The 25267-nt window shown below is 67.4% G+C and carries 23 protein-coding genes; 13 read left to right on the top strand and 10 right to left on the bottom strand.

The window, feature by feature from the left end; translation table 11 throughout:
* The first annotated feature begins 146 nt into the window (after positions 1–146).
* The 8 genes from GQE99_RS09020 to GQE99_RS08985 all read left to right on the top strand — a co-directional run bounded on the left by GQE99_RS09020 (position 147) and on the right by GQE99_RS08985 (position 5826).
* Positions 147–512 (top strand): SUF system Fe-S cluster assembly protein, encoded by a 366-nt coding sequence (locus tag GQE99_RS09020; RefSeq protein ID WP_161351261.1) that lies wholly within the window; start codon positions 147–149, stop codon positions 510–512.
* Positions 513–661: 149 nt separating this feature from the next.
* Positions 662–1024: a HesB/IscA family protein gene (locus GQE99_RS09015; protein ID WP_161351260.1), complete on the top strand. Its 363-nt coding sequence runs from the start codon at positions 662–664 to the stop codon at positions 1022–1024.
* Entirely contained in the window at positions 1021–1332 is a 312-nt protein-coding gene (locus GQE99_RS09010; RefSeq protein WP_161351259.1) for a TfoX/Sxy family protein, read from the top strand. Before GQE99_RS09015 ends, GQE99_RS09010 begins: the two co-directional genes overlap by 4 nt.
* 60 nt (positions 1333–1392) lie before the next feature.
* On the top strand, positions 1393–2139 hold the full coding sequence (gene tpiA, locus GQE99_RS09005; RefSeq protein WP_161351258.1) for a triose-phosphate isomerase: 747 nt from the start codon (positions 1393–1395) through the stop codon (positions 2137–2139).
* Between the two features lie 43 nt (positions 2140–2182).
* Positions 2183–3580: a pyridoxal phosphate-dependent decarboxylase family protein gene (locus tag GQE99_RS09000; RefSeq protein WP_161351257.1), complete on the top strand. Its 1398-nt coding sequence runs from the start codon at positions 2183–2185 to the stop codon at positions 3578–3580.
* Complete coding sequence (locus GQE99_RS08995; RefSeq protein WP_161351256.1) at positions 3577–4419, top strand: TPM domain-containing protein; 843 nt, start codon at positions 3577–3579, stop codon at positions 4417–4419. The genes GQE99_RS09000 and GQE99_RS08995 overlap by 4 nt, the downstream gene beginning before the upstream one ends.
* A gap of 78 nt (positions 4420–4497) precedes the next feature.
* The gene (gene trhA / locus GQE99_RS08990) at positions 4498–5142 is read left to right on the top strand and encodes a PAQR family membrane homeostasis protein TrhA (protein ID WP_161351255.1); all 645 of its coding nucleotides are present in this window, start codon (positions 4498–4500) and stop codon (positions 5140–5142) included.
* 120 nt (positions 5143–5262) lie between these two features.
* Positions 5263–5826 carry a lipid-binding SYLF domain-containing protein gene (locus GQE99_RS08985; RefSeq protein ID WP_161351254.1) on the top strand — a complete coding sequence of 188 codons (564 nt, stop codon included), beginning with the start codon at positions 5263–5265 and terminating at the stop codon, positions 5824–5826.
* 257 nt (positions 5827–6083) lie between these two features.
* Here the strand turns inward: GQE99_RS08985 and GQE99_RS08980 are convergent, their stop codons facing one another.
* Positions 6084–6947 carry an NAD(P)-dependent oxidoreductase gene (locus GQE99_RS08980; protein WP_161351253.1) on the bottom strand — a complete coding sequence of 288 codons (864 nt, stop codon included), beginning with the start codon at positions 6945–6947 and terminating at the stop codon, positions 6084–6086.
* A gap of 77 nt (positions 6948–7024) precedes the next feature.
* Here GQE99_RS08980 and GQE99_RS08975 point away from each other — a divergent pair, with 77 nt between their 5' ends.
* A complete protein-coding gene (locus tag GQE99_RS08975; RefSeq protein ID WP_161351252.1) occupies positions 7025–9502 on the top strand; it encodes a penicillin acylase family protein in 2478 nt (825 codons plus the stop codon).
* 284 nt (positions 9503–9786) lie between these two features.
* Here the strand turns inward: GQE99_RS08975 and hflX are convergent, their stop codons facing one another.
* The 9 genes from hflX to dusB all read right to left on the bottom strand — a co-directional run bounded on the left by hflX (position 9787) and on the right by dusB (position 21648).
* The gene (gene hflX, locus GQE99_RS08970) at positions 9787–11070 is read right to left on the bottom strand and encodes a GTPase HflX (protein WP_161351251.1); all 1284 of its coding nucleotides are present in this window, start codon (positions 11068–11070) and stop codon (positions 9787–9789) included.
* Positions 11071–11072: 2 nt separating this feature from the next.
* Positions 11073–11309: an RNA chaperone Hfq gene (gene hfq, locus GQE99_RS08965; protein ID WP_008328667.1), complete on the bottom strand. Its 237-nt coding sequence runs from the start codon at positions 11307–11309 to the stop codon at positions 11073–11075.
* Positions 11310–11454: 145 nt separating this feature from the next.
* Entirely contained in the window at positions 11455–12981 is a 1527-nt protein-coding gene (locus GQE99_RS08960) for a TrkH family potassium uptake protein (RefSeq protein WP_161351250.1), read from the bottom strand.
* Between the two features lie 15 nt (positions 12982–12996).
* Positions 12997–14373, bottom strand: coding sequence for a Trk system potassium transporter TrkA (trkA, locus tag GQE99_RS08955; RefSeq protein WP_161351249.1), 1377 nt, complete (start codon positions 14371–14373; stop codon positions 12997–12999).
* A gap of 57 nt (positions 14374–14430) precedes the next feature.
* Positions 14431–15852 carry a nitrogen assimilation response regulator NtrX gene (gene ntrX, locus GQE99_RS08950; RefSeq protein ID WP_161351248.1) on the bottom strand — a complete coding sequence of 474 codons (1422 nt, stop codon included), beginning with the start codon at positions 15850–15852 and terminating at the stop codon, positions 14431–14433.
* Between the two features lie 16 nt (positions 15853–15868).
* Positions 15869–18124 carry a sensor histidine kinase NtrY-like gene (locus GQE99_RS08945; RefSeq protein ID WP_235917162.1) on the bottom strand — a complete coding sequence of 752 codons (2256 nt, stop codon included), beginning with the start codon at positions 18122–18124 and terminating at the stop codon, positions 15869–15871.
* A gap of 108 nt (positions 18125–18232) precedes the next feature.
* On the bottom strand, positions 18233–19594 hold the full coding sequence (locus GQE99_RS08940; RefSeq protein WP_161351246.1) for a response regulator: 1362 nt from the start codon (positions 19592–19594) through the stop codon (positions 18233–18235).
* A 6-nt stretch (positions 19595–19600) separates the two neighbouring features.
* Positions 19601–20665, bottom strand: a complete 1065-nt coding sequence (locus tag GQE99_RS08935; protein ID WP_161351245.1) for a two-component system sensor histidine kinase NtrB — start codon at positions 20663–20665, stop codon at positions 19601–19603.
* Entirely contained in the window at positions 20665–21648 is a 984-nt protein-coding gene (dusB, locus tag GQE99_RS08930; RefSeq protein ID WP_161351244.1) for a tRNA dihydrouridine synthase DusB, read from the bottom strand. The genes GQE99_RS08935 and dusB overlap by 1 nt, the downstream gene beginning before the upstream one ends.
* 167 nt (positions 21649–21815) lie before the next feature.
* Between dusB and GQE99_RS08925 the strand changes: the two genes are divergently transcribed.
* The 4 genes from GQE99_RS08925 to GQE99_RS08910 all read left to right on the top strand — a co-directional run bounded on the left by GQE99_RS08925 (position 21816) and on the right by GQE99_RS08910 (position 25244).
* On the top strand, positions 21816–22946 hold the full coding sequence (locus GQE99_RS08925) for a bifunctional 2-C-methyl-D-erythritol 4-phosphate cytidylyltransferase/2-C-methyl-D-erythritol 2,4-cyclodiphosphate synthase (protein ID WP_161351243.1): 1131 nt from the start codon (positions 21816–21818) through the stop codon (positions 22944–22946).
* Positions 22943–23434, top strand: coding sequence for a phosphatidylglycerophosphatase A family protein (locus tag GQE99_RS08920; RefSeq protein WP_161351242.1), 492 nt, complete (start codon positions 22943–22945; stop codon positions 23432–23434). The genes GQE99_RS08925 and GQE99_RS08920 overlap by 4 nt, the downstream gene beginning before the upstream one ends.
* A 2-nt stretch (positions 23435–23436) precedes the next feature.
* Positions 23437–23904 carry a CinA family protein gene (locus GQE99_RS08915; protein WP_161351241.1) on the top strand — a complete coding sequence of 156 codons (468 nt, stop codon included), beginning with the start codon at positions 23437–23439 and terminating at the stop codon, positions 23902–23904.
* A 161-nt stretch (positions 23905–24065) separates the two neighbouring features.
* Positions 24066–25244 (top strand): ammonium transporter, encoded by a 1179-nt coding sequence (locus GQE99_RS08910; RefSeq protein WP_161351240.1) that lies wholly within the window; start codon positions 24066–24068, stop codon positions 25242–25244.
* Positions 25245–25267: the final 23 nt, after the last annotated feature.

Here is a 25267-nt window from a genome sequence, read left to right as displayed (position 1 = left end):
TTGTTGAATTATGGATACCAGAACCGGACCAACGCACCAAGCCACGCTCGGGTTCACGTTTTCGTCGGCCGCAGGGGTGCATCCGCCCCCTAGACCTCGTCGCGCTGAAATCCTATATGTTTGGTCAGGAATTCAAAGGACCCGTGATGAACAGCGAAAGCGCAGAGCCGATGGAGGGCGCGCCCCTCATCAAGCCTTCGAGCACCGATCATCCGCTCTACGAGAAGATCGTGGAAGCGTGCCGCACGGTCTATGACCCGGAAATCCCGGTGAACATCTATGACCTCGGCCTTGTCTACACGATCGATATCTCGGACCAGAACGAAGTTTTCATCCAGATGACTCTCACCGCGCCGGGCTGCCCGGTCGCCGGTGAAATGCCGGGCTGGATCATAGACGCGGTGAGCCCGGTGGACGGCGTGCAGAACGTCGAGGTCGAGCTGACCTGGGATCCGCCCTGGGGCATGGACATGATGTCGGACGAGGCCCGCTTGGAGCTGGGCTTCATGTGATCCGACGGACAGAGGGAAGGTTGCGACCCGTGTCGCAGCCTTTTTTCTTTGGCCCCGCGTCTTACGAAATCGTGCACGCCGATCTCACGGCCCCGCTTGAGATCGCGCGCAGTAATCCTTAGTTTAGCGCTAAGGAAAAGGAGTCATCCATGTTCGGCATTCCCGGCAAGCAAGCGGTCAGCATGACCGACGCGGCGGCGTCCCAGATCGCCAAGCTGATGGACAAGGGCGGCCACAAGGGCCTGCGCATCGGCGTCAAGAAGGGCGGCTGCGCGGGCATGGAATACACGATGGATTACGTCGACGAGATCGACCAGAACGACGAGGTCGTCGAACAGGACGGCGCGCGGGTGATGATTGCCCCGATGGCGCAGATGTTCCTCTTCGGCACCGAGATCGATTACGAGGTCTCGCTGCTGGAGAGCGGCTTCAAGTTCCGCAATCCGAACGTGGTGGATGCCTGCGGCTGCGGCGAATCCATCAAGTTCGACGAATCCCTGGGCGCCGAGTGAGCGTCTCGGACGCCGAGATCGCCCGGGTTCACGAGCTATTCGAGGGTCTGGGCGGCCTCTCCCACCGCAAGATGATGGGCGGCGCGTCCTTCTATACCGACGGTCAGATCTTCGCGATCCTGTCGTCGGACGGCCAGATCTTCCTCAAGGCAAAAGGCGCATTCGCCGACACGCTCGCCGCCGAGGGCTGCGAGAAGTTCGAGATGGCCGACGGGCGCAGCATGGGCTACTGGACCCTGCCCGACGCGGCCCTGGACGACCCCGACCTGGCCTGCGACTGGGCCCGGCGCGCGATTGAAGCACTCTGACCCCTTGCCCCTGACGCCCGTGACGCTACCCTCGCCCCGTTGAACAGACGGGAGAGGCTGATGCGGCGCAAACTAGCGGCAGGAAACTGGAAGATGAACGGGACCGGCGCCGCGCTGCCGGAAATCACTGCGATCAGCCAGGCGCATGGCGACGCCGCCGTCGATGTCCTGATCTGTCCCCCCGCCACCCTGCTCCACCGCGTCTCGGAAACCGCGGACGGCGCCATCGCGACCGGGGGGCAGGATTGCCACGCGGCCGACTCCGGTGCCCACACCGGCGACATCTCCGCCGCCATGCTGGCCGAGACCGGGGCGACCTATGTCATCCTCGGCCACTCGGAACGCCGCCAGGATCACGGCGAGAGCGACCTCGAGGTCCGCGAAAAGGCGCGCGCAGCGATGCAGGCGGGGCTCAAGACCATCATCTGCGTGGGCGAATCCCTGGACGAGCGCGAGGCGTCGAACACGCTCGATATCATCGCGGGCCAACTTGCGGGCTCCGTGCCCGACACGGTGACCGGCGAGTCGCTGGTGATCGCCTATGAACCGATCTGGGCCATCGGCACCGGCAAGACCCCCACCCTCGACCAGATCGGCGAGGTGCACGATTTCATCCGCGCCGAGCTCGAGCGCCGCTTCGGCGCGGGCGTCGGCCGCTCCACGCGCATCCTCTACGGTGGTTCGGTCAAACCCGGCAACGCGGGCGAGATCTTCGCGGTCTCCAACGTCGACGGCGCGCTCGTGGGCGGGGCCAGCCTCAAGGCCGAGGATTTCTCTCCGGTCGTCGAGGCCCTTGAGAAAGCCTGACACCGGCCCTAATCCTTAACAAGTTAATGAAAAGGAGACCGGCGTGGACCACGACGAGCTGAACCATTGGTCGAAACGTGCCGCCGACTGGGCGCGCGACTACCACGCCACCCTGCGTGAGCGCCCGGTCCGGCCCGACATCGAACCCGGCGCGTTTCGCGCCCGCATCGAAGGCCCCGTCCCCGAAGAGCCCGAACCGATCGAGGCGATCTTCGACGACTTCGCCCGCCTCGTGCCGGACGCCATGACCCATTGGCAGCACCCGCGCTTCTTCGCCTACTTCCCGGCCAACGCCGCGCCCGTGTCCATGCTGGCCGAGCAACTGGCCAACGCGATGGCGAGCCAGGCCATGCTCTGGCAGACCGCGCCGGCGGCGAACGAAATGGAAGCGCTGGTCATCGACTGGATGCGTGACGGCCTGGGCCTGCCGGAGACGTTCACCGGAACGATCCACGACAGCGCGACCACCGCAACCTTCTCGGCCGTGACCACGATGCGCGAAAAAGCGTTGGGTTTCCAAGGCATTGGCGAAGGACTTTCCGGCGCCCCGCGCCTGCGGATCTACGCGTCGGCGCAGACCCATTCGTCGGTCGACAAGGCGGTGCGCCTGTCCGGCATCGGGCAGAACAACCTGGTGAAGATCCCCGGCAAGGCGGACGATCCGCTCTTTTCGATGGATCCCGCCGCGCTCGACGCCGCGATCCGCGCGGACATCGAGGCCGGGTTCAGGCCCGCGGGCGTGGTGCTGGCGACCGGCGGCACCTCCATCGGGGCCTGCGACGACGTTGCCGCCTGTATCGCGGTCGCGAAGGCGCACGGCCTGCCCACCCATGTCGACGCGGCCTGGGCGGGCTCGGCGATGATCTGCCCTGAATTCAGGGACTTGTGGGCCGGCGTTGAAGAGGCCGATTCGGTCGTCTTCAACCCGCACAAGTGGCTGGGCGCGCAGTTCGACTGCTCGATCCAGTTCCTGCGCGACCCCGGTCCGCAGATCCAGTCGATGGGCCTGCGCCCCGACTACCTTCAGACCCCGGGCACCGACGAGATCGTCAACTACAACGAATGGACCCTGCCGCTCGGCCGCCGGTTCCGCGCCCTCAAGCTGTGGTTTCTTCTGCGATCCGAGGGACTTGCGGGACTTCGTGCACGTATCCGCAACCACGTCGCCTGGGCGCGCGAGGCGCGGGACGCCATCGCCGGGCTCGACGGGTTCGAGATCGTGACCGAACCGATCCTGTCGCTCTTCACCTTCCGCTACCGGGACGACGCGGCCACCGCGCAGCTGCTCGAGGCCGTGAACCGGGACGGACGCATCTACCTGACCCAGACCAGCCATGACGGCGCCTACGTGATCCGCATGCAGGTGGGACAGTTTGACGTGACCCGCGACGATGTCATGATGGTTCCCGACGTTCTCGAGGAAATCGCCAAGGCTTCATGATGCTGCGCCTTCTTGCCCTTCTCGCCCTGCTCTGGCCCGCAATGGCGCTGGCGCAGAGCTGGCCGGTGCATGAAACGACCTACGTCAACGACTACGCCAACCTCCTGCCCGACGACGTGGAAACCCGCGTCACGCGTCAGCTCGAGGTGCTGCGCGAGGACACCGGGGTCGAGGCGACGGTGCTCACGCTGGGCTCACGGCGCGGCTTCACGCCCACCGACACGATGGAAGAGTTCGCCACCGGCCTGTTCAACGAATGGGGCATCGGGGACGCCGGTCGCAGTGACGGTATCCTGATCCTCGTCCTGCGCGACGACCGGCAGATGCGCATCGAGCTCGGGTCGGGCTACGGGACCGGCTACAACCGCGAGGCGCAGGACATCATCGACAGGGTCTTCCTGCCCGCCTTCCGCAAGGAGGGCTATGCCGAGGGGATCGAGGACGGGACCGACGCTGTCATCGACCGGATCGCGCGGCCCCACGCCGCAGGCACCCCCGCACCGGAGCGCGATGGCGGCTCCGGCGGCGGGATCGGCTGGCTCTTCGCGGGGATCGCGATCATCGGCGGCATCCTCATCGCGTTTTCGCGCAAGATCCGCGATCGCCTGTCGCGCTGTCCGGAGTGCGACGAGCGTGGCATCCACACCAAGCGCCACCGGATCGAAGCGCCGACGCGGCACCGGACCGGCAAGGGTCAGAAGATCACCGATTGCCCGCACTGCGGCTACCACGCGGTGATCCCCTACACGATCCCGATGATCACCTCCTCCTCCAGCTCCGGCGGCGGATCCTTCGGCGGCGGGTCGAGCTCGGGCGGCGGCGCCTCGGGCAGCTGGTAGGCGGTGCTCCGCCGATCGTGAACGCCGCGGCCGCCACGTCAATGCAACCTTCGCCCGCTCGCGCGTTACTATAACACCATGAGCCGCTTCGAACTGACAGAAACACTTGCCGAACACATCGCCGACGGGGTTCTCCACGTCATCGGCGTGGTGGCGGCCGTCACCGGGGCCAGCGTGCTGCTGACCTGGGCGGCGCTGTCGATCGACGGGGTGCATGTCGCCGCGCTCGTGCCCTACGCGGTGGGGCTGATCGCCACCTTCGCCTTCTCGGCCGCCTACAACATGACGCTGCACGCGCCGATCCGGGCCGTTCTGCGCCGGTTCGACCACGCCGCGATCTACCTGATGATCGCGGGCACCTACACGCCGGTCGCGCTGATCGGGGTCGGCGGCGGCTACGGCATCGCGCTGGCCGTGGCGAGCTGGAGCATCGCGCTGGTGGGCGTGCTTCTGAAGGTCGTGTGGTTCGACCGGATCGAGAAGCTCGGCTTCTGGCTCTACATCGCCCAGGGCTGGCTCTGCCTGGCCGCGGCGGGCCCGCTGGTCGCCGCGCTGCCGCTCGCCGCGCTGATCCTGCTGGTGATCGGCGGCGTGGTCTACACGGTGGGGACGATCTTCTTTCACAAGGCGCTGCCCTTCGCGCGCGCGATCTGGCACGGCCACGTGCTGGCCGCCGCCGCGACTCACTATGCCGCCGTCCTCGTGGTCGCGCGGCTGGGCTGACAAAACGCCGCGCGGATTTTCGCCTGTGGATCACCGTGGCGTGACAGCTTGCCGCTCTTCGCGTAGAATCGCCGATAATCCGGGCACAGACCCGGCATGAACCAACAAGAGGCGACGGGCATGAACAATTATTCCAGACGCGGATTTCTTCTTCTCGCGGCCGGGGGCGCGGCGACCGCGCTTGCGGCCTGCGACAACGGCATGGCCTCGACGGGCGCGGGCACCATCGACGCGCGGGTCGATACGACGCTGAATTACCTCTATTCCAACTACCCGGGCTCACGCGACCTGGCCGACAAGGCGGTGGGCATGCTGGTCATGCCGCTGGTGACCGAGGCCGGGGTCGTCGTTGGCGGCGCCTATGGCCGCGGCGCGCTGCGGGTCGGCGGGGCGACGGTGGATTACTACTCGCAGACCAAGGCGAGCGTCGGCATCCAGTTCGGCGCCCAGCAATACGCCCACGTCCTCTTCTTCATGACCGAGGACGCGCTTGGCGAGTTCCGTTATTCGCCGGGCTGGGTCGCGGGTGCGGACGTGAAATACGCCGTGCTGAACGAGGGCGACCGGTTCTCGGCCGACACGCTCTCGACCACCTCGCCGGTGATCGCGACGGTGTTCGGCACCTCGGGCCTGATCGTCGGCGCGACGATCGAAGGCACCAAGTACAGCCGCATCATCCCCTGAGCCTGCGGCCCGCAAGGGCGAAGGCCAGCTAGAGAACAAGGATCGCGGCCAGCCATGAGGCCGCGGCCCGCCACGCGATGCGCAGGACATCACCCTAATCGCGCATGTCACGTGCCATCCCGGCCATTGCCGCGCTGGCAACGCTCACCCCCACGACAAGACCGAGCCGCATCGGCCCCGATGCCGAGCCCGAAAATCTGGGGCTCGGACGGCCGCGCGTTTCGCCGCGATATGAATTTCCGTGAGAGGTCGCGCCCTCAGCGCAGCCGCTTGATGAGCGACGAGGTATCCCAGCGCTTGCCGCCCATGTTCTGCACGTCCTTGTAGAACTGGTCGACCAACGCCGTGACCGGCAGCGCCGCCCCGGTCTGCTCGGCCTCGGCCAGGCAGATCGCAAGGTCCTTGCGCATCCAGTCGACCGCGAAGCCGTGGTCGAACTCGTCCTTGAGCATGGTGTCGTGCCGATTGACCATCTGCCAGCTTCCGGCCGCTCCGCCGGAGATCGCCTCGACCACCGAGCGCCCGTCGAGCCCGGCCTTCTCGGCGAAGGCCAGCCCTTCGGACAGCCCCTGCACGAGCCCGGCGATGCAGATCTGGTTCACCATCTTGGTGAGCTGACCGGCGCCGGTGTCGCCGAGCCGCTTGATCGACTTGCCGTAGGCCTCCATCACCGGCACGGCCTTGGCGAAGACCGCTTCGTCGCCGCCGCACATTATGGCCAGCACGCCGTTCTCCGCCCCGGCCTGCCCGCCGGAGACGGGCGCGTCGACATAGCCCACGCCCTTGTCACCCGCGATCGCGGCCATGTCGCGCGTCACCATCGCCGACACCGTGGTGTGGTCGATGAAGGTGGATCCGTCGCCCATCCCGGCGAAGGCCCCGTCGTCGCCCGTGCAGATCGCGCGCAGGTCGTCGTCGTTGCCGACGCAGGCCATCACGAACGCGGCGCCCTCGGCGGCCTCGCGCGGGGTCGCGGCGGCCGTGCCCCCGTGTTCCTTGACCCAGGCCTCGGCCTTGGCACCGGTGCGGTTGTAGACCGTCACCTCGTGCCCTTTCGCGGCAAGATGGCCTGCCATCGGGTATCCCATCACGCCAAGCCCCAGGAATGCGCATTTGGCCATCTTACTCTCCCTTGATTGCACTGGTTCGGTGGAGCCTTTAATGAACGGGGGCAGCGAGCAGGTCAATAAAGGGTCCCATGGCGTCTCTCTTCAAATGGACGGTCCGGCTGGTGAGCGCCGCGCTCGTTTTGGCGGGCATTGCCCTGGCTTTCACCTATTACCTCGCCTCGCGGTCCCTGCCGGATTACGACGCGACGCGCAGCGTGAACGGGCTCACCGCGCCGGTCGAAATCGTGCGCAACAACGTGAACGTCCCGCATATCTTCGGCGAATCCGATCGCGACGTGTTCTTCGGCCTGGGTTACGCCCACGCCCAGGACCGGCTGTGGCAGATGGTGACCATGCGGCGCACCGCGCAGGGGCGGCTGTCGGAGATGTTCGGGGAGCGGACGCTGAAGTCGGACGAACTCATGCGGCGGCTCGACATCTACCGGCTCGCCCAAGCCTCGGTCGAGGCGCAGGATGCCCAGACACGCGCCGCGCTCGAAGCGTATGCGCGCGGCGTGAACGCCTGGCTCGATCGGGTCAACAACGAAGCGCTGGGGCGCGGGGCGCCGGAGTTCTTCCTGTTCGACAACGCGATCTCGCCCTGGGTGCCCGCCGACAGCATCGCGATCCTGAAACTCATGGGGCTGCGCCTGTCCACGCACCTGAGCGCCGAGGTGCTGCGCGCCCGCACGTCGCTGGTGCTGGAACCCGAGCGCGTGGCCGACATCCTGCCCGACGCCCCCGGCGACGGGCTGGCCGCCCTGCCCGACTACGCGGCGCTTTTCGACGGGGTGCGCGGGGCCACGGATTTTGCGGCCTACGACGCAGGGCCCGAAGAGACGCCTTTCTACCCGGTGCCGGAGCAGGCCTTTGCCGGCGCCTCCAACGCCTGGGCAGCCGCGCCGGACCGGTCGGCCGCCGGTGGCACGCTGCTGGCCAACGACCCGCACCTGGGCTTCTCGGCGCCCACGCTGTGGTATCTCGCGCGGCTGGAGCTGTCGTCGGGCGACGTGATCGGCGGCACGATCCCGGGCATGCCGCTCATGCTCCTGGGCCGCTCCGCCGATTTCGCCTGGGGGCTCACGGCCTCCTACCTCGACGACCAGGACGTGATGATCGAAGAGGTGAACCCGGACAACCCGGACGAGGTGCGCGGGCTGGACGGCTGGACGCCGCTCACCACCCGGTCCTCGATCATCCGCGTGAAGGACAAGGCGCCGGTCACGGTCAAGCTGCGCTGGTCGGCGAACGGCCCGATCCTGCCGCCCAACCATTTCAACCTCGGCGCCGTGACGCCGCCGGGGCACATCGCCGCCGTGAGCTGGACGCTTCTGCGCGACCGCGACACCTCGATGAGCGCGGCGATGAAGCTGATGCAGGCGGGGTCGATCACGGAAGGGATCGCGGCGGGCGCCGATTTCATCGCCCCGTCGATGAACGTTACGATGGTCGACGAGAACGCCATCGCGCTCAAGACCATCGGTTACGCGCCGCGCCGTGATGCCGACCACATGACCTACGGCCGCCTGCCCGCCCCCGGCTGGCGCGCCGAGAACCGCTGGCTCGGGCGCGAAACCTACGCGGCGAACCCGCAGTTCGTCTCGCCCTCCGGCGGGATCGTGGGCAACACGAACAACAAGCTGCTCGACCGGCCCTTCCCGCTCCACGTCAGCTATGACTGGGGCGACACCCAGCGCATCCAGCGCTGGGAGTTCCTGATGCAGAACCGCGAGGTGCACACCCGCGAAAGCTTCATGGAAGCCCAGCTCGACACCGTCTCGGTCACCGCGCGCAACCTGCTGCCGCTGGTCGGCGCGGACCTTTGGTACACCGGCGAAGCCGCGCCCGACGGCACGCCGGAACGGCGGCGCCAGATCGCACTCGACCTTCTCGCCAACTGGAATGGCGAAATGAACGAGCACCTGCCGGAGCCGCTGATCTACATGGCCTGGATGCGCGCGCTCCAGAACCGGCTGATCCGCGACGAGCTTGGCCCGCTCACGGCGGCCTTTCCGCATCTCGAGCCGATCTTCGTGGAACGCGTCTTCCGCGACATCGACGGGGCCGGCGTGTGGTGCGACGTGGTTCAGTCTGCCCCGACCGAAACCTGCACGGACATGGCCCGCCTCGCGCTCGACGACGCGCTCTTGTGGATCGACGAGGTCTATGGCGGCTCGGACGAAAGCCTGCGCTGGGGCGACGCCCACGAGGCGACGCATGATCACCCGGTGCTGGGCACGATCCCCGTGCTGCGCTGGTTCGTGAACATCCGGCAGTCCACGTCCGGCGGGGACAACACGCTGATGCGGGGCCTCACCTCCGGGCGCGACCCCGACCCGTTCCTCAACGTGCATGGCGCGGGCTATCGCGGGGTCTACGATTTCGCCGATCCGAACTCGTCGCTCTTCGTCACCGCGACCGGCCAGTCGGGACATTTCCTGTCGCGTCACTACGACGACCTGGGCGAGTTGTGGCGCCGGGGCGAATACGTGCCCATGTCGCTCGACCCCGAGCTTGCGCGGGCCGCATCGGTGGGGACGACGATCCTGCGACCCGTTACGCGGTAATCCGCCGACCGGGATTTCGGTAACGCGACGTCACGAATTCGGACCCGACGACACCCACGTCAGGTAACTCCCTGATAACCAAACTTTTCCGACCGGTCGGTCAGAACAAGCCCGTTTCAATCAGCAAAAACAGGCCGATTCGCGGCCGGGGCGCGGGTTGCCAAGTGGGAAACAAAGGTTCACAGACCGCGCGGCTGTAACGGGCACTACATACGCGCGAACAGCTAGCCGTCACTCACGGCAGTAGGTCGGCCATCGCAGATTGCCCTCTCGCGGCGGTCGGCCTACGCGTGGGCCTTGCGATACTGGGCCGCCTGCTTGGCGTTCCAGCGCACCTCGATCCGCCACCCGTCCTCGGACTGCGTCTCGGACTGGACGACCCCCGCCTCGTGCAGCCAGGCGCGCTTGCGCCCGTCCGCGAAGGCCAGCTCGATCACCTCGTCCGTGGTGTCCTGCGTGAGCGCCGTGTCGATCGCGTCGTAGAGCCGGTCGAGCCCCTCGCCGGTAAGTGCGGAGATCGCGACCACGTCGTTGCTGCGTTCCGCCTGCGTCTCGAAAGCCGCGCGCCTGTCGGGATCGAGCTGGTCGACCTTGTTCCAGACCTCGATCTGCGGCACGTCCTCGTCAACCCCGAGGTCGGCCATGATGGCATGCACGTCCTCGGCCTGCTCCTCCGTCTCGGCGTGGCTGATGTCGCGCACGTGCAGGATCAGGTCGGCCCCCAACACCTCTTCGAGCGTGGCGCGGAAGGCCGCGACAAGCTGCGTGGGCAGATCAGAGATGAAGCCCACCGTGTCCGATAGGATCACCGTGCGCCCGCCCGGCAGGTCGATGCCGCGCATCGTTGGGTCCAGCGTGGCGAACAGCATGTCCTTGGCCATCACCTCGGCCCCGGTCATGCGGTTGAAGAGCGTGGATTTGCCCGCGTTGGTGTAGCCCACAAGCGCCACGACCGGAAACGGCACCTTGGCGCGCGCGGCGCGATGCAGCTCGCGGGTCTTCACCACCTTGTCGAGCTGCTTGCGCAGCCGCGTGAGCTGTTCGTCGATGGCGCGCCGGTCCGCCTCGATCTGCGTTTCGCCGGGGCCGCCGACGAAGCCGAGCCCGCCGCGCTGCCGCTCCAGGTGGGTCCAGGCGCGCACCAGCCGCGTGCGCTGGTAGCTGAGCGCGGCCATCTCGACCTGCAGAACGCCCTCGCGGGTGGCCGCACGGTCCGAGAAGATCTCGAGGATCAGCCCGGTCCGGTCGAGGATCTTGCACCCCAGCGCCTTCTCGAGGTTGCGTTGCTGGACCGGGCTCACCGGTCCGTCGATCAGTAGAAGCTCGACTTCGCGGGCCTTCAACGTGGCCGCGATCTCCTCGGTCTTGCCGGTGCCGAAAAGCTGGCCGGGATGCGGGCGTTGCAGGCGCACGATCTGGCTGCCCACGACCTCCATGCCCGGCAGCGCGGCGGCCAGGGCGACGGCTTCTTCGAGCGCCGGGCCCGCGTCCCGGCGTTCAGGGTCGGATGTCAGCTCCGGATGGATGACCCAGGCACGCGTCGTGCCCGGCTCTTCGGGATGTTCCAAGATCAGTTATCGTCGCCGTCGTAGAGGTTGATCGGCTGCGACGGCATGATCGTGGAGATGGCATGCTTGTAGACCAGCTGGCTCTGCCCGTCGCGCTTGAGAAGCACGCAGAAATTGTCGAACCACGAAATCACGCCCTGCAGCTTCACGCCGTTGATGAGGAAAATCGTCACCGGCACCTTGGCCTTGCGGACGTGGTTGAGAAATGCGTCCTGAAGGTTTTGCTTATCAGCAGCCATCGCTTATTGCCCTTGTTTTATCGTGCTGCCAAACCCGGCAGAAATCCAAATCGGTGTCAATTGTAATGAAGGTATAAGGAATTAAAACCCCCGATTCCCCGGACCGGGCGCGATTTTTCCTATCCTCTTTCAAGGGACTGCCCGCTCAGCGCGGCCGGCGGCGCCACACGTCGGGCGACAGGAGCGCGACGATGGCCAGGAGTTCCAGCCGCCCCAGCACCATCGCGGCGGTCAGCACGAGCTTGCCGGAGGTCGTCAGCGCGTTGTAGCGGATCGGCTCGGCCGCCGCGAGATCCGCGAGCGGCCCGGTGGTGGTGAGCGAGGCGACGGTGAGCACGACCGCCTCCTCGAAGGTTTCGCCCGTGAAGGAGAACGCCATCATGATCACCGCCACCGACAGCGTCATCAGCATGAAGAACACCCAGGCCATGTAGGCGCCCCCGCGCCGGATGTGGCGCGCTTCGCTGCCCGACCCCGCGACCGAGTTCGGGTGCACGAGCTTGTCGAGCTCGCGGCGTCCGTGCTGGAACAGCGCCCAGACCCGCAGAAGCTTCGCACCCCCGGCCGTGGTCGCCACGCCCCCGCCGACGAGCGCGAGGCCCATGAGGATGAGCCCCGGGGTGGACAGGCCCGACCACGCCTGGCTCGCGTCCCAGGCCGAGCTCACGAACCCGGTGGTGGTGAGGAACGACAGCACCGTGAAGACCGACCCCCAGAGCGAGGCGAGCCCGGACCAGATGGTCATGTCGCTCGACACCTCGACCGCGCCGACGAAGTGGCGCAGGAACAGAAAGAGCGGCACGGTGCACACGATGAAGCCCGCGAGCCGCACCTCGGGGTCGCGGGTGAACTTGACCATCTCCGCGCCCTGCCCTTCGCGCGAGAACGACAGGCGCGAGACCGCGAAGATCAGGAACACCGCGATCATCACCTCGCCGCCATAGCCGCCGCTGCCGCCCGACGGGCCGCCCACCGGCGTGATGCCGGAGGTCGACATGGTCGACATGGCGTGACAGATCGCCACGAAGGGCGTCTCGCCCACCAGGATCTGCCCGAGCCAGAGCATCGCCGTGAGCCCCGCGTAGATCGGCAGGAGACCGACCGCGTAGGTGCGCACCCGCGACGACAGGTCGGCCACCTTCTCGATCTGGGTGATCTGCGCGCCCGCGGTCGCGATCCGGCGCGCGCGCACCTCGAAGCCGCCAAGCGCCATCGGCGCGAGCACGGCGATGGCGCTCACCCACATGATGAGCCCGCCGATCCACCCCACCGTGGCGCGCCACAGGTGGATCGAGGGGGCGAGCCGCCCGGGCTCGGGAAAGAGCGTGGCCCCCGTGGTCGTGAGCGCCGAGACCATTTCCACGTAGGCGTTGAGGAACGTCGTGTTGCGCACGGCCTGCTGGAACGGGATCGCAAGCAGCAGCGGCAGCACCACGAAGATGAAGAAAAGCCCAGCGATATGGCGGCGCGGCCGGTCGGCGCGCGTGCGCCCGGCCATCGCGACCGCAAGGAGCAGCGCGAGGATCGCGGACAGGAGCGCCCAGAGAAAGAACGTGCCCGCCACCCAGCTGTCCCCGATGGCCAAGGCATGGGCGCCCGGCAACAACATCGCGAGCGCGGACAGGCCGATCACTATGACCAGGAGGGGAAGCTTGGCGAGCGCGTCCAGCACGGGTCGCGATCCGGCCTAGAAGTAGTCGATCGAGACCTGAAGCAGGCGCTCGACCTCGGGCACGTCGCCGGACATCGCGAACATCACGACCACGTCGTCTTCGTCGATCCGCGTCGAGCCCTCGGGTTTGACGTAGGTGTCGCCCTTCAGGATACCGCCGACCAGAACGCCCTCGGGGAAGTCGATATCGCGGATGCGCTGGCCCGCGATGGGGCTCGTGGACAGAACCTGCGCCTCGATCACCTCGGCCTCGGCGTCGCCCACCGAATAGACGCCGCGCACCCGCCCGTGGCGGATGTGGCGCAGGATCGAGGACACGGTGGTCTGGCGCGGGTTGATGTAGGCGTCGATCCCGAGCGGGTCCATCAGGGGCACGAGCGACGGGTCGTTCACCAGGCAGATCGACATCGGGCAACCCATGTTGTGGGCGCGCACGGCGGCCAGCATGTTGACCTTGTCGTCCGAGGTCACGGCGAGCACCGCATCGGCACGCCCGATCCCGGCCTCTTTCAGAATCTCCCGGTCCATACCGTTGCCGTGCAGAACCACGGTCCGCTCCAGTGCGTCCGCCGCGCGTTCGGCCACGGCACGGTCGAGCTCGATGATCTTGGCGCGCACCCGGTCGGTCCGCGTCTCCAGCGCCTCGGCCACCGCAAGGCCCACGTTGCCCCCGCCCAGGATCACCACGCGGTCCTGCCGGCGCACCTGCTTGCCGAAGATCTCCAGAGTGCGGTTCACGTCCTTGGTTTCCGAGAAGACGTAGATCTGGTCACCCGGGAAGAGCTGGTCGTTGGGCTCCGGTGCGAAGAGCGTGCCCTCGCGGCGCACGCCCACGACGAGAGCGGACAGGGTCGAGAACAGGTCGGTGAGCTGGCGCAGCGGCGTATTCACCACCGGACAGTCTTCCTCCAGCGCGATGCCCAGAAGCGTCGCGCGGTCATTCAGGAACCGTTCCGTGTCGAAGGCCGTCGGAGCCTGGAGGCGGCGCAGCGCAGCCTCGGCCACTTCCCGTTCGGGGCTGATGACGACGTCGATCGGCAGGTGATCCTGCCGGTAGAGATCACGGTAGATCGCGTTGAGGTAGCTCTGCGCGCGCAGGCGCGCGATCTTGCGCGGCACGGCGAAGACCGAGTGGGCCACCTGGCAGGTGACCATGTTGACCTCGTCCGAGTGGGTCGCCGCGATCACCATGTCGGCATCGCGCGCCCCCGCGTTGTCAAGCACGTCGGGGTATGAGGCGAAGCCGGTAATCCCCTGAACATCCAGTGTTTCCGTCGCGCGGGCGACGAGATCGGGATTGTTGTCGACGACCGTGACGTCGTTCTTTTCCCCCGACAGGTGGCGCGCGATCTGCCAGCCGACCTGACCTGCGCCGCATATGATGACCTTCATACCGTCTTTCCCGGTTGCCGTCCGTCAACCCTTGGCAGCATTGCGCGGGCCCGTCAATCAGGAGGCCTCGGCATCCTCGTCCGAGACGTAAGCCACCCGCGCGCCCGACTTGTTGCCGGTCACGATACCCAGCGACTTGAGCTTGCGGTGGAGCGCGGAGCGCTCCATCCCGACGAAGTTCGCGGTGCGCGAGATGTTGCCCCCGAAGCGGTTGATCTGCGTCATCAGGTATTCGCGTTCGAACGCCTCGCGCGCCTCGCGCAGCGGCAGGGTCGCAAGCGCCGTGGGCAGGACGATCCCACCACCCGGCCCGACGCCGCCGTCGCCGCCTTCCGCACCCGGAAGCTCCGTCGCCTCGATCGGTCCGGTGCCATCGCCCAGGATCAGCACCCGTTCGACCATGTTCTTGAGCTGGCGCACGTTGCCCGGCCACGTCATGGATTGCAGCACCGCGACCGCCTCGTCCGACATGTCGCGCAGCGGCAGCCCCTGCGTGGCGTTGAAGACCTTCACGAAATGCCCGACGAGCGCCGGAATGTCCTCGCGCCGGTCGGCCAGCGGTGGCACGTTGATCGGCACCACGTTGAGGCGATGGTAGAGTTCTTCGCGGAAACGCTTGGCCTCGATCTCGGCCATGAGATCGCGGGTCGTCGACGAGATCACGCGCACGTCCACCTCGATCTTGTCGCCGCCACCGACGCGGGTGAAGCTCTGTTCGACCAGAACGCGCAGGATCTTGGACTGCGTGCCGGGCGGCATGTCGGCCACCTCGTCGAAGTAGATGACGCCCCCGTTGGCCTGTTCGAGAAGCCCTTCCTCGACGCCGCGTTCGCTGCTTTCGCGCCCGAAGAGCACCTCTTCCATCTGGTCGGGCTCGACGGCCGCCGAATTGACGATGACGAAGGGCGCGCCCGCACGGTCCGATCCGGCGTGGATCGTGCGCGCGGCCAGCTCCTTGCCGGATCCCGCAGGCCCCGTGAGAAGCACCCGGCCGTTCGAGCGCATGACCTTTTCGAGGTTCGATTTCAAGGACTTGAACGCCGCGCTTTGCCCGATCATCTCAACCGGCCCGCTGCCCTGGCGCTTGAGCTCCACGTTTTCGCGGCGCAGGCGCGAGGTCTCCATCGCGCGCCCGATCACGACCATGAGCTGGTCGATGTTGAAGGGCTTCTCGATGAAGTCGTAGGCGCCCTGCTTGATGGCCGCGACCGCGATCTCGATGTTGCCGTGGCCCGAAATGATGACCACCGGCACCTCCGGGTGCTCACGCTTCACGGCCTTCAGGATGTCGATCCCGTCCATCGAGCTGTCCTTGAGCCAGATGTCGAGGATCATCAGCGCCGGCGGCTGGCTGGAGACCTCCGCCATCGCCTCGTCCGACGTGCCCGCCTTGCGGGTGGTGTAGCCTTCGTCTTCGAGAATGTCCGCGATCAATTCGCGGATGTCGCGTTCGTCGTCAACGATCAGAATATCGGTCATGGGGTCCTCAATCTGGTCATTCCGCCGCGCGGGATGCGCCCGCCGCGGTCGGTACAGGTAATGTGATGACAGCCATCGCGCCGCGATGACCCGTGCCGAAATCCGGCGCGTCGGTGAGGACAAGGCTGCCGCCGTGCTCCTCGATGATCTTCTTCACGATGGGCAGGCCCAGCCCGGTGCCCTTGTCGCGCGTCGTCACGTAAGGCTCGAAGAGCCGCGCGCGGTCCTCCGGCAGGCCGATACCGTTGTCCGCGATGGTGATGCGCGCCTCTTCTTCGTCCACCGACAGGGCGACGCGGATTTCGGGACGGAACCCCTCCGGCGCACCTTTTTCACGAAGACTTTCAATGGCTTCACCCGCATTTTTCATGAGGTTGGTGAACGCCTGCCCGATCATCGTCTCATCGAGCTCGGCCTCGACCGCCTCGGTGGTGATGTCGGCGGTGAAGGTCACGCCGTCCTGCCCGGCCTCCTGCAGGGTCACGGAATCACGCAGCAGCTTGGCTAGGTTGGTGGGCCGCTTCTCGGGTTCCGGCATGCGCGCGAATTTCGAGAACTCGTCCACGATGCGGCGCAGGTCCTCGGTCTGGCGGATGATCACGCCGGTGAGGCTTTCGAGGTCGGCCGCCGCCGCGTCGTCCATCTGGCGCCCGAACTTGCGGTTGATGCGTTCGGCCGAAAGCTTGATCGGGGTGAGCGGGTTCTTGATCTCGTGCGCGATCCGGCGCGCAACGTCCCCCCAGGCCGCAAGGCGTTGGGCGGAGACAAGGTCGGTCACGTCGTCGAAGGCGATCACGAACCCCTCGAGTTCGCCGTCGTCCGAATACCGGCGTGCGATGCGCACCAGAAGCCGCTCGCCCTTGCCCATCCGGGTCAGCCCCAGTTCTTCCTGCACCTGGCTGCGCGCCTCGTTGCGCAGGCGGTCGAAGAGCGGGCCGAACTCCGGCACAAGAAGCGAGAGCGGCACGTTGGACGGATCCGGCCCCGCGAGGTCCAGAAGCTTCGCCGCCGCGCGGTTGAGGAAGGTCACCTTTCCTTCCGCGTCGAGCCCCACGACCCCCGCCGTGACCGAGGACAGCACGCTGTCGAAGAGCCGGCGGCGCGTCTCGATCTGGTCGGCGGAATGCACCAGGGTGTCGCGCTGCGCCTTGAGCTGGCGGGTCATCGCGTTGAACTGGCGGCCCAGCGTGGCGATCTCGTCGTCGCCGTCCTCTTCCAGAACCTGGACATCCAGGTCCCCTTCGCCCACCCGCTGCGCGGCGCCCGCGAGCCGGCCCACGGGGCGCGACAGGCGTTCGGCGAACCACATGCCGAGCCAGGTCGCGGCCAGGATCAGGATCGCGGCGAAGCCGAGATAGACGAGGCCGAACTCGAACAGCACGCGGCCGCGCTGGTTCTCCAGCTGTTGGTAGAAGCGCACGGTTTCCTGCGTTTCGTCGAGAAGGCTCAGAACCTCTCCGTCGACGGTGCGCGAGACGTAGAGAAGGTGATCGGGAAAATCCTCGAGCCGCACGAGCGCGCGGAACTCGTTGATGTCCCAATCCTCGATCACGACCGTCTCGCCGTTCATCGCGCGCTCGATCTCGGCCTGGCTGGGTTCTTCGTAATCGAAGAGGTAGGAGCGTTCGCCCCTCACCCGGATCTCTCCGTCGCTGTCGATCACGAAGGCTTCGCGCAGGCCGCGCTGGATCTGGGTCTGCGCCGATTGCAGCGCCTGACGGAGCTGGGCGCCGGTCAGGAACCGGTTGGCTGCACGCGCGAGGTCGAGATAGGCCGCGAGCGCATCCGCATCCTCGATCAGCCCCTGCCGGTGCTCCTGCTCATAGGCCTCGGCGGCCTCGAGCGAGTTGCCGACCACCCGGCTCACCCGGTCGGAAAACCAGCCCTCGAGCCCGACGTTCACCGTGAGCACGGCGAAGACTGCGACGAGCACGGTGGGAATGAGCGCGATGATCGCGAAGACGCCGGTCAGGCGCAGGTGCAGGCGGGAGCCGGCCGACTTCTTGCGCCGCGCGGCCACCATCCGCATGACGCCGGAGAGCACCAGCGCGGCCACGGCCAGCACGTAGACGAAATCGGCAAGCAGAATCAGGCGGAGCGCGTTGCTGGTCGCCCCCTGGTCGAGGGGGCCGAGCACAAGGTAGGTCGCAACGGCGAGGACGGGGCCGAGGATGACCACGCCGATCGTCGCGAAAGACTGCATCCGCCGCAGCCGACGCAGCCGGGCGAGCCGGTCCCAGGTCCATTTTCGCTTTGCGCCACGCGGGGCCATCGCTTCACTGCTCCGAAATCGGGCAGGACCTTGAACTGGTCCACTTCGCCCGTCCCGCGCCGGGACTGTGCCCGAATGGACACCAGGACCGCCGCGGCTGTGGCAGTTTTACATCAACTTGCGCCGCCGTGTCACCTCGATTCCCAATTCGGTAATCTTCTTTCGCAGTGTGTTCCGGTTGATGCCCAGCAGGTCGGCGCATTTCGCCTGGTTGCCTCCGGTGGCATCGAGCGCGATCTCGATCAGCGGAACCTCGATTTCCTTGAGCACACGCTGGTAGAGGCCGGGGGGCGGCAGCGTGCCGCCGTGCAGGTCGAAATACCGGCGCAGATGGCGCGCGACCGACGACGACAACTTCTCGCCCTCGTCCGCGGCCGGCACGGGACCGCCGGCAGGCGCGCCCAGCGTCGCCTCGACCTCCGCCCGGCTGATCTCCGCCTCGGACCCCGTGACCATGAGCCGCTGCACGGTATTCTCCAGCTGGCGCACGTTGCCCGGCCACGGATAGGCGCGCAGGACCTCGGTCGCTTCCTTCGACAGCACGCGCGGGGTCATCCCGTCACGCTCGGCGCGCGCCAGGAAATGCTCGGCGAGCGAGGGGATGTCCTCGAGCCGCTCGCGCAGCGCGGGCACCGGGATCGTGACACCCCCGAGGCGGTAGTAAAGATCCTGGCGGAACCCGCCCTCCTTGATGCGCCCCGACAGGTCGCCCTGCGACGTGGCAATGATGCGCGGCGCCGGGTCGGTGAGGCTGTCGAGCATCCGGGTGATCCGCGCCTGCGCCTCGAGGTCGAGATCGCCGATCTCGTCGAACAGCACCGTGCCCTGCCCGGCCTTCGACAGCACGCGGCTCGGTCCGTCGATGGGTGTCAGGTCGTCCGGTGTCACCACCACGAACGGCAGGTTGCGCCGATCCGAGAAGTCGTGGATCGCCCGCGCGATCAGGCTTTTACCGGTGCCGCTTTCGCCGGTGATCAGCACCGGAAGCTCGGTGTTCATCACCCGCGCGACAAGCCGGTAGAGCGATTGCATCGCCGGTGTGTGACCCACGAGCGGCAGGTCGCTGCCCCCTTCGGGCGCCTCGTTGCGCGGGGCCGGCGCGCGGCGTTTCTGTTCCAGCGCGCGCGCGGCGCGTTTCATCAGGTCCGGAAGGTCGAAGGGTTTCGGCAGGTAGTCGAACGCCTCCGCCTCGGCCGCCTGGATCGCGGTCATGATCGTGTTCTGCGCCGAGATCACGATGACCGGCAGATCGGGCCGCATCTCGGCAATCTCCGGCAGCGCGTCGAGCCCGTTGCCGTCGGGCATCATCACGTCCGAGATCACCAGGTCCCCGCGCCCCTCCTCGACCCAGCGCTTGAGCGTCACGAGCGAAGACGTGGCGTGCACCCGGCAGCCTGCCCGCGTGAGCGCCTGGGTCAGAACCGTGCGGATCGTGCGGTCGTCGTCCGCGACCAGAACCGTGCCGTCCATTGGGCCTTACTCCTTCTCTTTCGGGGCGACCGGGAGCGAGATCCGGAACACCGTCTTGCCGGGGACCGAATCCACCGACACCCAACCGTCGTGGTCGGAAATGATTTTCGACACGAGCGCGAGACCGAGCCCCGTCCCGTTCTCCCGGCCGGACACGAAGGGCTCGAAGATCTGGTCGATGATCTCCGGCGGGATGCCCGGGCCGTTGTCGATGATCTCGACCTGCAGCGGCAGCTGGTTGCCCGTGCCGTCCGACCGGCGCAGGCGCAGGCCGTGGTCGTAGAACGTACGGATGCGGATCGTGCCGCCGTCGTCATCGGCCACCTGGGCCGCGTTCTTGAAGAGGTTGAGGAAGACCTGCATCAACTGGTCCGGGTCCACGTAGGTGGGCGGCAGCGAGGGGTCGTAATCCTCGGTGATCTTCATCTTGGCCGCGAACCCGAGCTCCGCCGACTTCTGCGCGCGGTCCAGAAGGTCGTGCACGTTGACCTCTTTCTTCTCCGGCGGGCGCAGGTTGCCGAACTGTTCGACTTGTTCGAGAAGCGCGACGATCCGGCGGCTTTCGGCCACGATCAGGTCGGTGAGTTCGAGATCCTCGGACGAGAGGTTCATCGACAAGAGCTGAGCGGCCCCGGTGATGCCCGCCAGCGGATTCTTGATCTCGTGGGCCAGCATCTCGGCCATGCCGATGGCCGAGCGCGCGGCGGATTTCACGCCCTGCGCCTTGCCCATCCGGTCGGCCAGCTTGCGCGGTTCCATCAGCATCAGGAGCTTCTCGCGCGCGTGCATGATCGGGGAGAGCTGGATGTTGCACTCGGCCGGCGCGCGGCTGCCGGTGCCCACGTCGACCGAGTTGATGAACATCGCACCCTGGTCGCGGCGCACCCGCTCGAATGCGCCTTCCATGTTGGTGGCGATCGCCAGCTGGTCGAGGATCGGCTTGCCCACGAGGCTCTTGGTGGAGGCGTTCAGGAACGCCTCGGCCGCCGAGTTCGCGTCCTCGATCACGTCGTTCCCGTCGATGATGAGCGCCGGCACGGGCAGCGAGTTCCACAGCGTGTCCGTGTCCATCAGGCGGCCTCCTCAACGGGGTCGAGCGCATGGGGGATGAGGTCGATGACGCGCGCCGGATCGGGCTCCGACAGCACGCGCTTGCGCATGTCGGGAGGCGTGCCCGCCTCGTCCATGTACCAGCCCAGGTGCTTGCGGATCACGCGCTTGCCCAGGTCATCGCCGTAGAAACGCAGGGACGCCTCGTAATGTCCGCGCACCATGTCGGCCAGGTCGTCACCCTCGGGGATCACCGGCGCCGCGTGGCCGTGCAGCGCCGCCGCGATCTCGGCGATGAGCCAGGGGCGCCCGCCGGTGCCGCGCCCGACCATGACGCCGTCGGCACCCGAGGCGGCGAGCGCGGCGCGCGCATCATCGACCGAGCAGATGTCGCCGTTGGCGACCACCGGGATCGACACGGCCTCTTTCACCGCCCGGATCGCGGCCCAGTCGGCGCAGCCCTTGTAGAACTGGCAGCGGGTGCGGCCGTGGATCGTGATCATGCGGATGCCCGCCCCTTCGGCGCGCCGCGCAAGCTCGGGCGCGTTCATCAGGTCGTCGTCCCAACCCAGCCGCGTCTTCAGCGTCACCGGCACGTCGACCGCTTCGACGACCGCTTCGATCAGCGACAGCGCCAGCGGCAGGTCGCGCAGAAGTGCAGAGCCGGACAGCCCGCCCACCACCTTCTTGGCAGGACAGCCCATGTTGATGTCGATCATGCGCGCGCCGTTCGCCTCGACCATCCGCGCGGCTTCCCCGATCCAGTAGGGATCGCGGCCGGCAAGCTGGACCGAGGTATTGGCAAGCCCGATGCCCAGTTCCGCGCGCTCGCGCGTGCCGGGCTTGGCCTGCACCATTTCCTGGCTCGCGACCATCTCGGACACGACCAGCCCGGCCCCGAAGGAGGAGACGAGGTCGCGGAACGGCAGATCGGTGATGCCCGCCATGGGCGCGAGGAAGACGGGCGGGTCCAACGTCAGGTTGTCGGCGAGGCGAATGGCCACTGCTTAATCCTTGTGCATTTGCCCTCGATATAGGACGCACTGGAAAAGAGCGCAAATAAGTGGCGCCCGCGACGGTGCGAAATCACTGTTTGCCTGCTTTTTGTGCAGTTTCGCGGACAGGGAAGCCCGCCATTGTCCTCCAATCGGGCAAAGCGTAAACGATCTTCATGGATATCGCAGCCATCATCGTCGCCGCCGGACGCGGCACCCGCGCGGGCGGTGACGTGCCCAAGCAGTGGCGCATGCTCGCCGGACGCCGGGTCGCCGACTGGACGCTCGCCGCCTTCGCCGCGCACCCCCGCGTGGGCCGGATCGTGGTGGTGCTGCACCCCGACGACCTGGGCCAGGCGGATGCCTTCGAGTCGTGCCTGATCGCCACCGGTGGCGCGAGCCGCCATGCGAGCGTGGCCGCCGGGCTCGAGGCGCTGGCGGGCGATCCGCCGGACAAGGTGCTGATTCATGACGTGGCGCGCCCGCTGGTGACGCCCGCGATCCTCGACGGCGTGATCGACGCGCTCGACCATGCCGCGGGCGCCGCCCCGGCCCTTGCCGTGACCGATGCGCTCTGGACCGGGGCCGAGGGCCGCGTCACCGGCACGCAGGACCGCACCGGGCTTTTCCGCGCCCAGACCCCGCAGGGCTTCCGCTTCAAGGCCTACCGCGACGCCCACCGCGCCCATCCCGGCGAGGCCGCGGATGACGTTGAGGTCGCCCGCGCGGCCGGGCTTGACGTTGCCATCGTCGCGGGCGACGAACGCAACCTGAAAATCACCGGCCCGGACGACTTCGCCCGCGCCGAGCAGCTTATGGGAGGCCGCGTGGACATACGCACCGGCACGGGATTCGACGTGCACGCCTTCACCGACGGTGACGCCGTGACGCTTTGCGGCGTGACGGTGGCGCATGACCGCGCGCTCAAGGGCCATTCCGACGCCGATGTCGGAATGCACGCGCTGACCGACGCGATCTACGGCGCGCTGGCCGACGGCGACATCGGCCAGCATTTCCCGCCGTCCGATCCAAAATGGAAGGGCGCGGCCAGCGACATCTTCCTGCACCACGCCATCGAGCTCGCAGGGTCCAAAGGCTATACGCTGTCGAATTGCGACGTGACGCTGATCTGCGAACGCCCCAAGATCGGGCCCCACGCCGGCGCCATGCGCGCCGAGCTTGCCCGGATCATGAACGTCGACCCGGACCGGGTGAGCGTGAAGGCGACCACGTCCGAACGGCTCGGCTTCACCGGGCGCGAAGAAGGCATCGCGGCGCAGGCCGTGGCCACGCTGGTGCGCCCATGAGCCGGATCATCGCCACCTTCCTCTTCGTGGGCTACCTCCGCCCCGCCCCCGGCACCTGGGGCTCGCTCGCGGCCCTGCCGCTGATCTGGGCGCTGCACCAGCTGGGCGGCCCGTGGCTCGTCCTTGCCGGGATCGTCGCGCTCTTCGCGGTGGGCACATGGGCCACGGCGGACGTCATCCGCGACGGCGACGACCACGACCCCTCCGAGATCGTCATCGACGAGGTGGTGGGCCAGGCGCTTGCCATCCTGCCCGTCTCGGTCGGCGCCTACGGGGTCGGCGTGGACGTGCTGAAACTCTACCCGGGCTGGATCCTTGGCTTCGCGCTCTTCCGGCTCTTCGACATCTGGAAACCGTGGCTCGTGGGCTGGGCCGACCGGCGCGGCGGCGCGTTGGGCGTGATGCTCGACGACGTGATCGCGGGCATCTTCGCGGGCATCGGGGTGATCGCGCTCGCCGCCCTCGCCCACCTGATCGTGATGGTGTGACAATGGGACCTGCGGCCGTTCTCGACCTCTACCGCGCCAAGGGCTGGACCATCGCCACGGCCGAAAGCTGCACCGGCGGCATGGTGGGCGCCGCGCTCACCGACATCGCCGGGTCCTCGGACGTGTTCGAGCGCGGCTTCGTCACCTATTCCAACGCGGCCAAGACCGAAATGCTCGGGGTCGGTGCCGACACGCTTCAAGCCCACGGCGCGGTCTCGGAAGAGGTCGCACGCGAAATGGCCGAGGGGGCGCTCACCCATTCGCCGGCCCAGGTCGCCGTGTCGATCACCGGGATCGCGGGCCCCGGCGGGTCCGAGCACAAGCCCGAGGGCCGCGTCTGCTTCGCCATCGCGGGCCAGGGCGCGACACTCACCGAGACCGTCGACTTCGGCGCGCTGGGGCGCACCAAGGTGCGCCGGGCGGCCACCGATCACGCCATCGCGCTCCTCGCGATCCGCGCCAGCGCCTGAGTTCGCAAACTGCCGCTTTTTGGGGCAGCTTTCCGGAATCCGCGCCCATTTAATGTCCCGTTCGGGAACTGCGCGCTTTTTGCGCAAGCCGCACAGCCCGTAGGCTTGCGCCCTGCCCTGAGCCCCCTAAACCCCGCCCAACCATTCAAGAGGAGGGGAACATGAACGGGGCAGATACAGCCTGGATCATCGTCGCGACCGCACTCGTGCTTTTCATGACACTGCCGGGGCTCGCGCTTTTCTACGGGGGCCTCGTGCGCGCACGCAACGTGCTCTCGGTCTTCATGCATGTCTACGCGATCGCCGCCTTGATGAGCATCCTGTGGCTCGCCTTCGGCTATACCATCGCGTTCGGCGACGCGAATTCCGTCTGGGGCGGACTGGGCAAGATGTTCCTCATCGGCATCGACGCCGAGACGCTGGCGGGCACCCTGCCCGAGGTTCTCTTCTTCGCCTTCCAGATGACATTCGCGATCATCACCCCGGCGCTTATCGTCGGCGCCTACGTGGAGCGCATCGGCTTCGGCTTCGTGCTCACCTTCTCGGGCCTCTGGATGCTCCTGTGCTACGCGCCGGTGGTCCACTGGATCTGGGGCGGCGGCTTCCTGTCCGACGGCGGCATTTTCGGTGAGATCGGCGCGCGCGACTTCGCGGGCGGCATCGTGGTGCACCAGACCGCCGGTCTCGCCGCGATCCTGATCTCGGTCTTCCTCGGCCCGCGCCGCGACCAGAAGAAACCGCCGCATTCGCCCGGTTTCGTGATGATCGGCGCCTCGATGCTCTGGGTCGGCTGGTTCGGCTTCAACGGCGGCTCGCAGCTTGCCGCCGATGGCGGGGCCGCGATGGCGATCACCGTGACGCACATCTCGGCCGCGGCCGCATCGCTCACCTGGGCGCTGTGGGAGAAGATCAAGTTCGGCCGCGCCTCGCTCGTGGGCATCGTGACGGGGACCATCGCGGGCCTCGCATCGATCACCCCGGCCTCCGGTTTCGTCGGCCCCCTCGAGGCGCTGGTGATCGGCGGCGTCGCGGGCATCCTGTGCCAGGAAGCGGTGAACTTCATCCGCAACCGCCTGAAAATCGACGACACGCTCGACGTCTTCGCGGTGCACGGCGTGGGCGGCATCTTCGGCACGATCATGATCGCCGTCTTCGGCGCCGGAAGCTGGGCCGCGCAGCTGGGCTCGCTCGCCATCGTCGGCGTCTTCACGGTGGTCGTCACCTACGTGCTGATCAAGGCGATCTCGCTCGTCACCCACCTGCGCGTGGATGCCGAGACCGAGACGAACGGCCTCGACCTCACCGTCCACGGCGAACGGGCCTACGACATCGTCTCGTAAGAGCCGCACGACCGGTCAGGCGC

Source organism: Maritimibacter harenae (assembly GCF_009882975.1).
In the GTDB taxonomy this organism is placed as follows: Bacteria; Pseudomonadota; Alphaproteobacteria; order Rhodobacterales; family Rhodobacteraceae; genus Maritimibacter; species Maritimibacter harenae.
The sequence above is the reverse complement of the archived record's forward strand: the minus strand, read 5'-3'. Positions and strand labels throughout refer to the sequence as shown.

What these genes read in the sequence shown, in the direction of transcription:
- GQE99_RS09020 (WP_161351261.1), top strand. Translation starts at nt 147, where the DNA reads ATGAACAGCGAAAGCGCAGAGCCGATGGAGGGCGCGCCCCTCATCAAG.
- GQE99_RS09015 (WP_161351260.1), top strand. Translation starts at nt 662, where the DNA reads ATGTTCGGCATTCCCGGCAAGCAAGCGGTCAGCATGACCGACGCGGCG.
- tpiA (WP_161351258.1), top strand. Translation starts at nt 1,393, where the DNA reads ATGCGGCGCAAACTAGCGGCAGGAAACTGGAAGATGAACGGGACCGGC.
- GQE99_RS08995 (WP_161351256.1), top strand. Translation starts at nt 3,577, where the DNA reads ATGATGCTGCGCCTTCTTGCCCTTCTCGCCCTGCTCTGGCCCGCAATG.
- trhA (WP_161351255.1), top strand. Translation starts at nt 4,498, where the DNA reads ATGAGCCGCTTCGAACTGACAGAAACACTTGCCGAACACATCGCCGAC.
- GQE99_RS08985 (WP_161351254.1), top strand. Translation starts at nt 5,263, where the DNA reads ATGAACAATTATTCCAGACGCGGATTTCTTCTTCTCGCGGCCGGGGGC.
- GQE99_RS08980 (WP_161351253.1), bottom strand. Translation starts at nt 6,947, where the DNA reads ATGGCCAAATGCGCATTCCTGGGGCTTGGCGTGATGGGATACCCGATG.
- GQE99_RS08975 (WP_161351252.1), top strand. Translation starts at nt 7,025, where the DNA reads ATGGCGTCTCTCTTCAAATGGACGGTCCGGCTGGTGAGCGCCGCGCTC.
- hfq (WP_008328667.1), bottom strand. Translation starts at nt 11,309, where the DNA reads ATGGCTGCTGATAAGCAAAACCTTCAGGACGCATTTCTCAACCACGTC.
- trkA (WP_161351249.1), bottom strand. Translation starts at nt 14,373, where the DNA reads ATGAAGGTCATCATATGCGGCGCAGGTCAGGTCGGCTGGCAGATCGCG.
- ntrX (WP_161351248.1), bottom strand. Translation starts at nt 15,852, where the DNA reads ATGACCGATATTCTGATCGTTGACGACGAACGCGACATCCGCGAATTG.
- GQE99_RS08945 (WP_235917162.1), bottom strand. Translation starts at nt 18,124, where the DNA reads ATGGCCCCGCGTGGCGCAAAGCGAAAATGGACCTGGGACCGGCTCGCC.
- GQE99_RS08940 (WP_161351246.1), bottom strand. Translation starts at nt 19,594, where the DNA reads ATGGACGGCACGGTTCTGGTCGCGGACGACGACCGCACGATCCGCACG.
- GQE99_RS08935 (WP_161351245.1), bottom strand. Translation starts at nt 20,665, where the DNA reads ATGGACACGGACACGCTGTGGAACTCGCTGCCCGTGCCGGCGCTCATC.
- GQE99_RS08925 (WP_161351243.1), top strand. Translation starts at nt 21,816, where the DNA reads ATGGATATCGCAGCCATCATCGTCGCCGCCGGACGCGGCACCCGCGCG.
- GQE99_RS08920 (WP_161351242.1), top strand. Translation starts at nt 22,943, where the DNA reads ATGAGCCGGATCATCGCCACCTTCCTCTTCGTGGGCTACCTCCGCCCC.
- GQE99_RS08915 (WP_161351241.1), top strand. Translation starts at nt 23,437, where the DNA reads ATGGGACCTGCGGCCGTTCTCGACCTCTACCGCGCCAAGGGCTGGACC.
- GQE99_RS08910 (WP_161351240.1), top strand. Translation starts at nt 24,066, where the DNA reads ATGAACGGGGCAGATACAGCCTGGATCATCGTCGCGACCGCACTCGTG.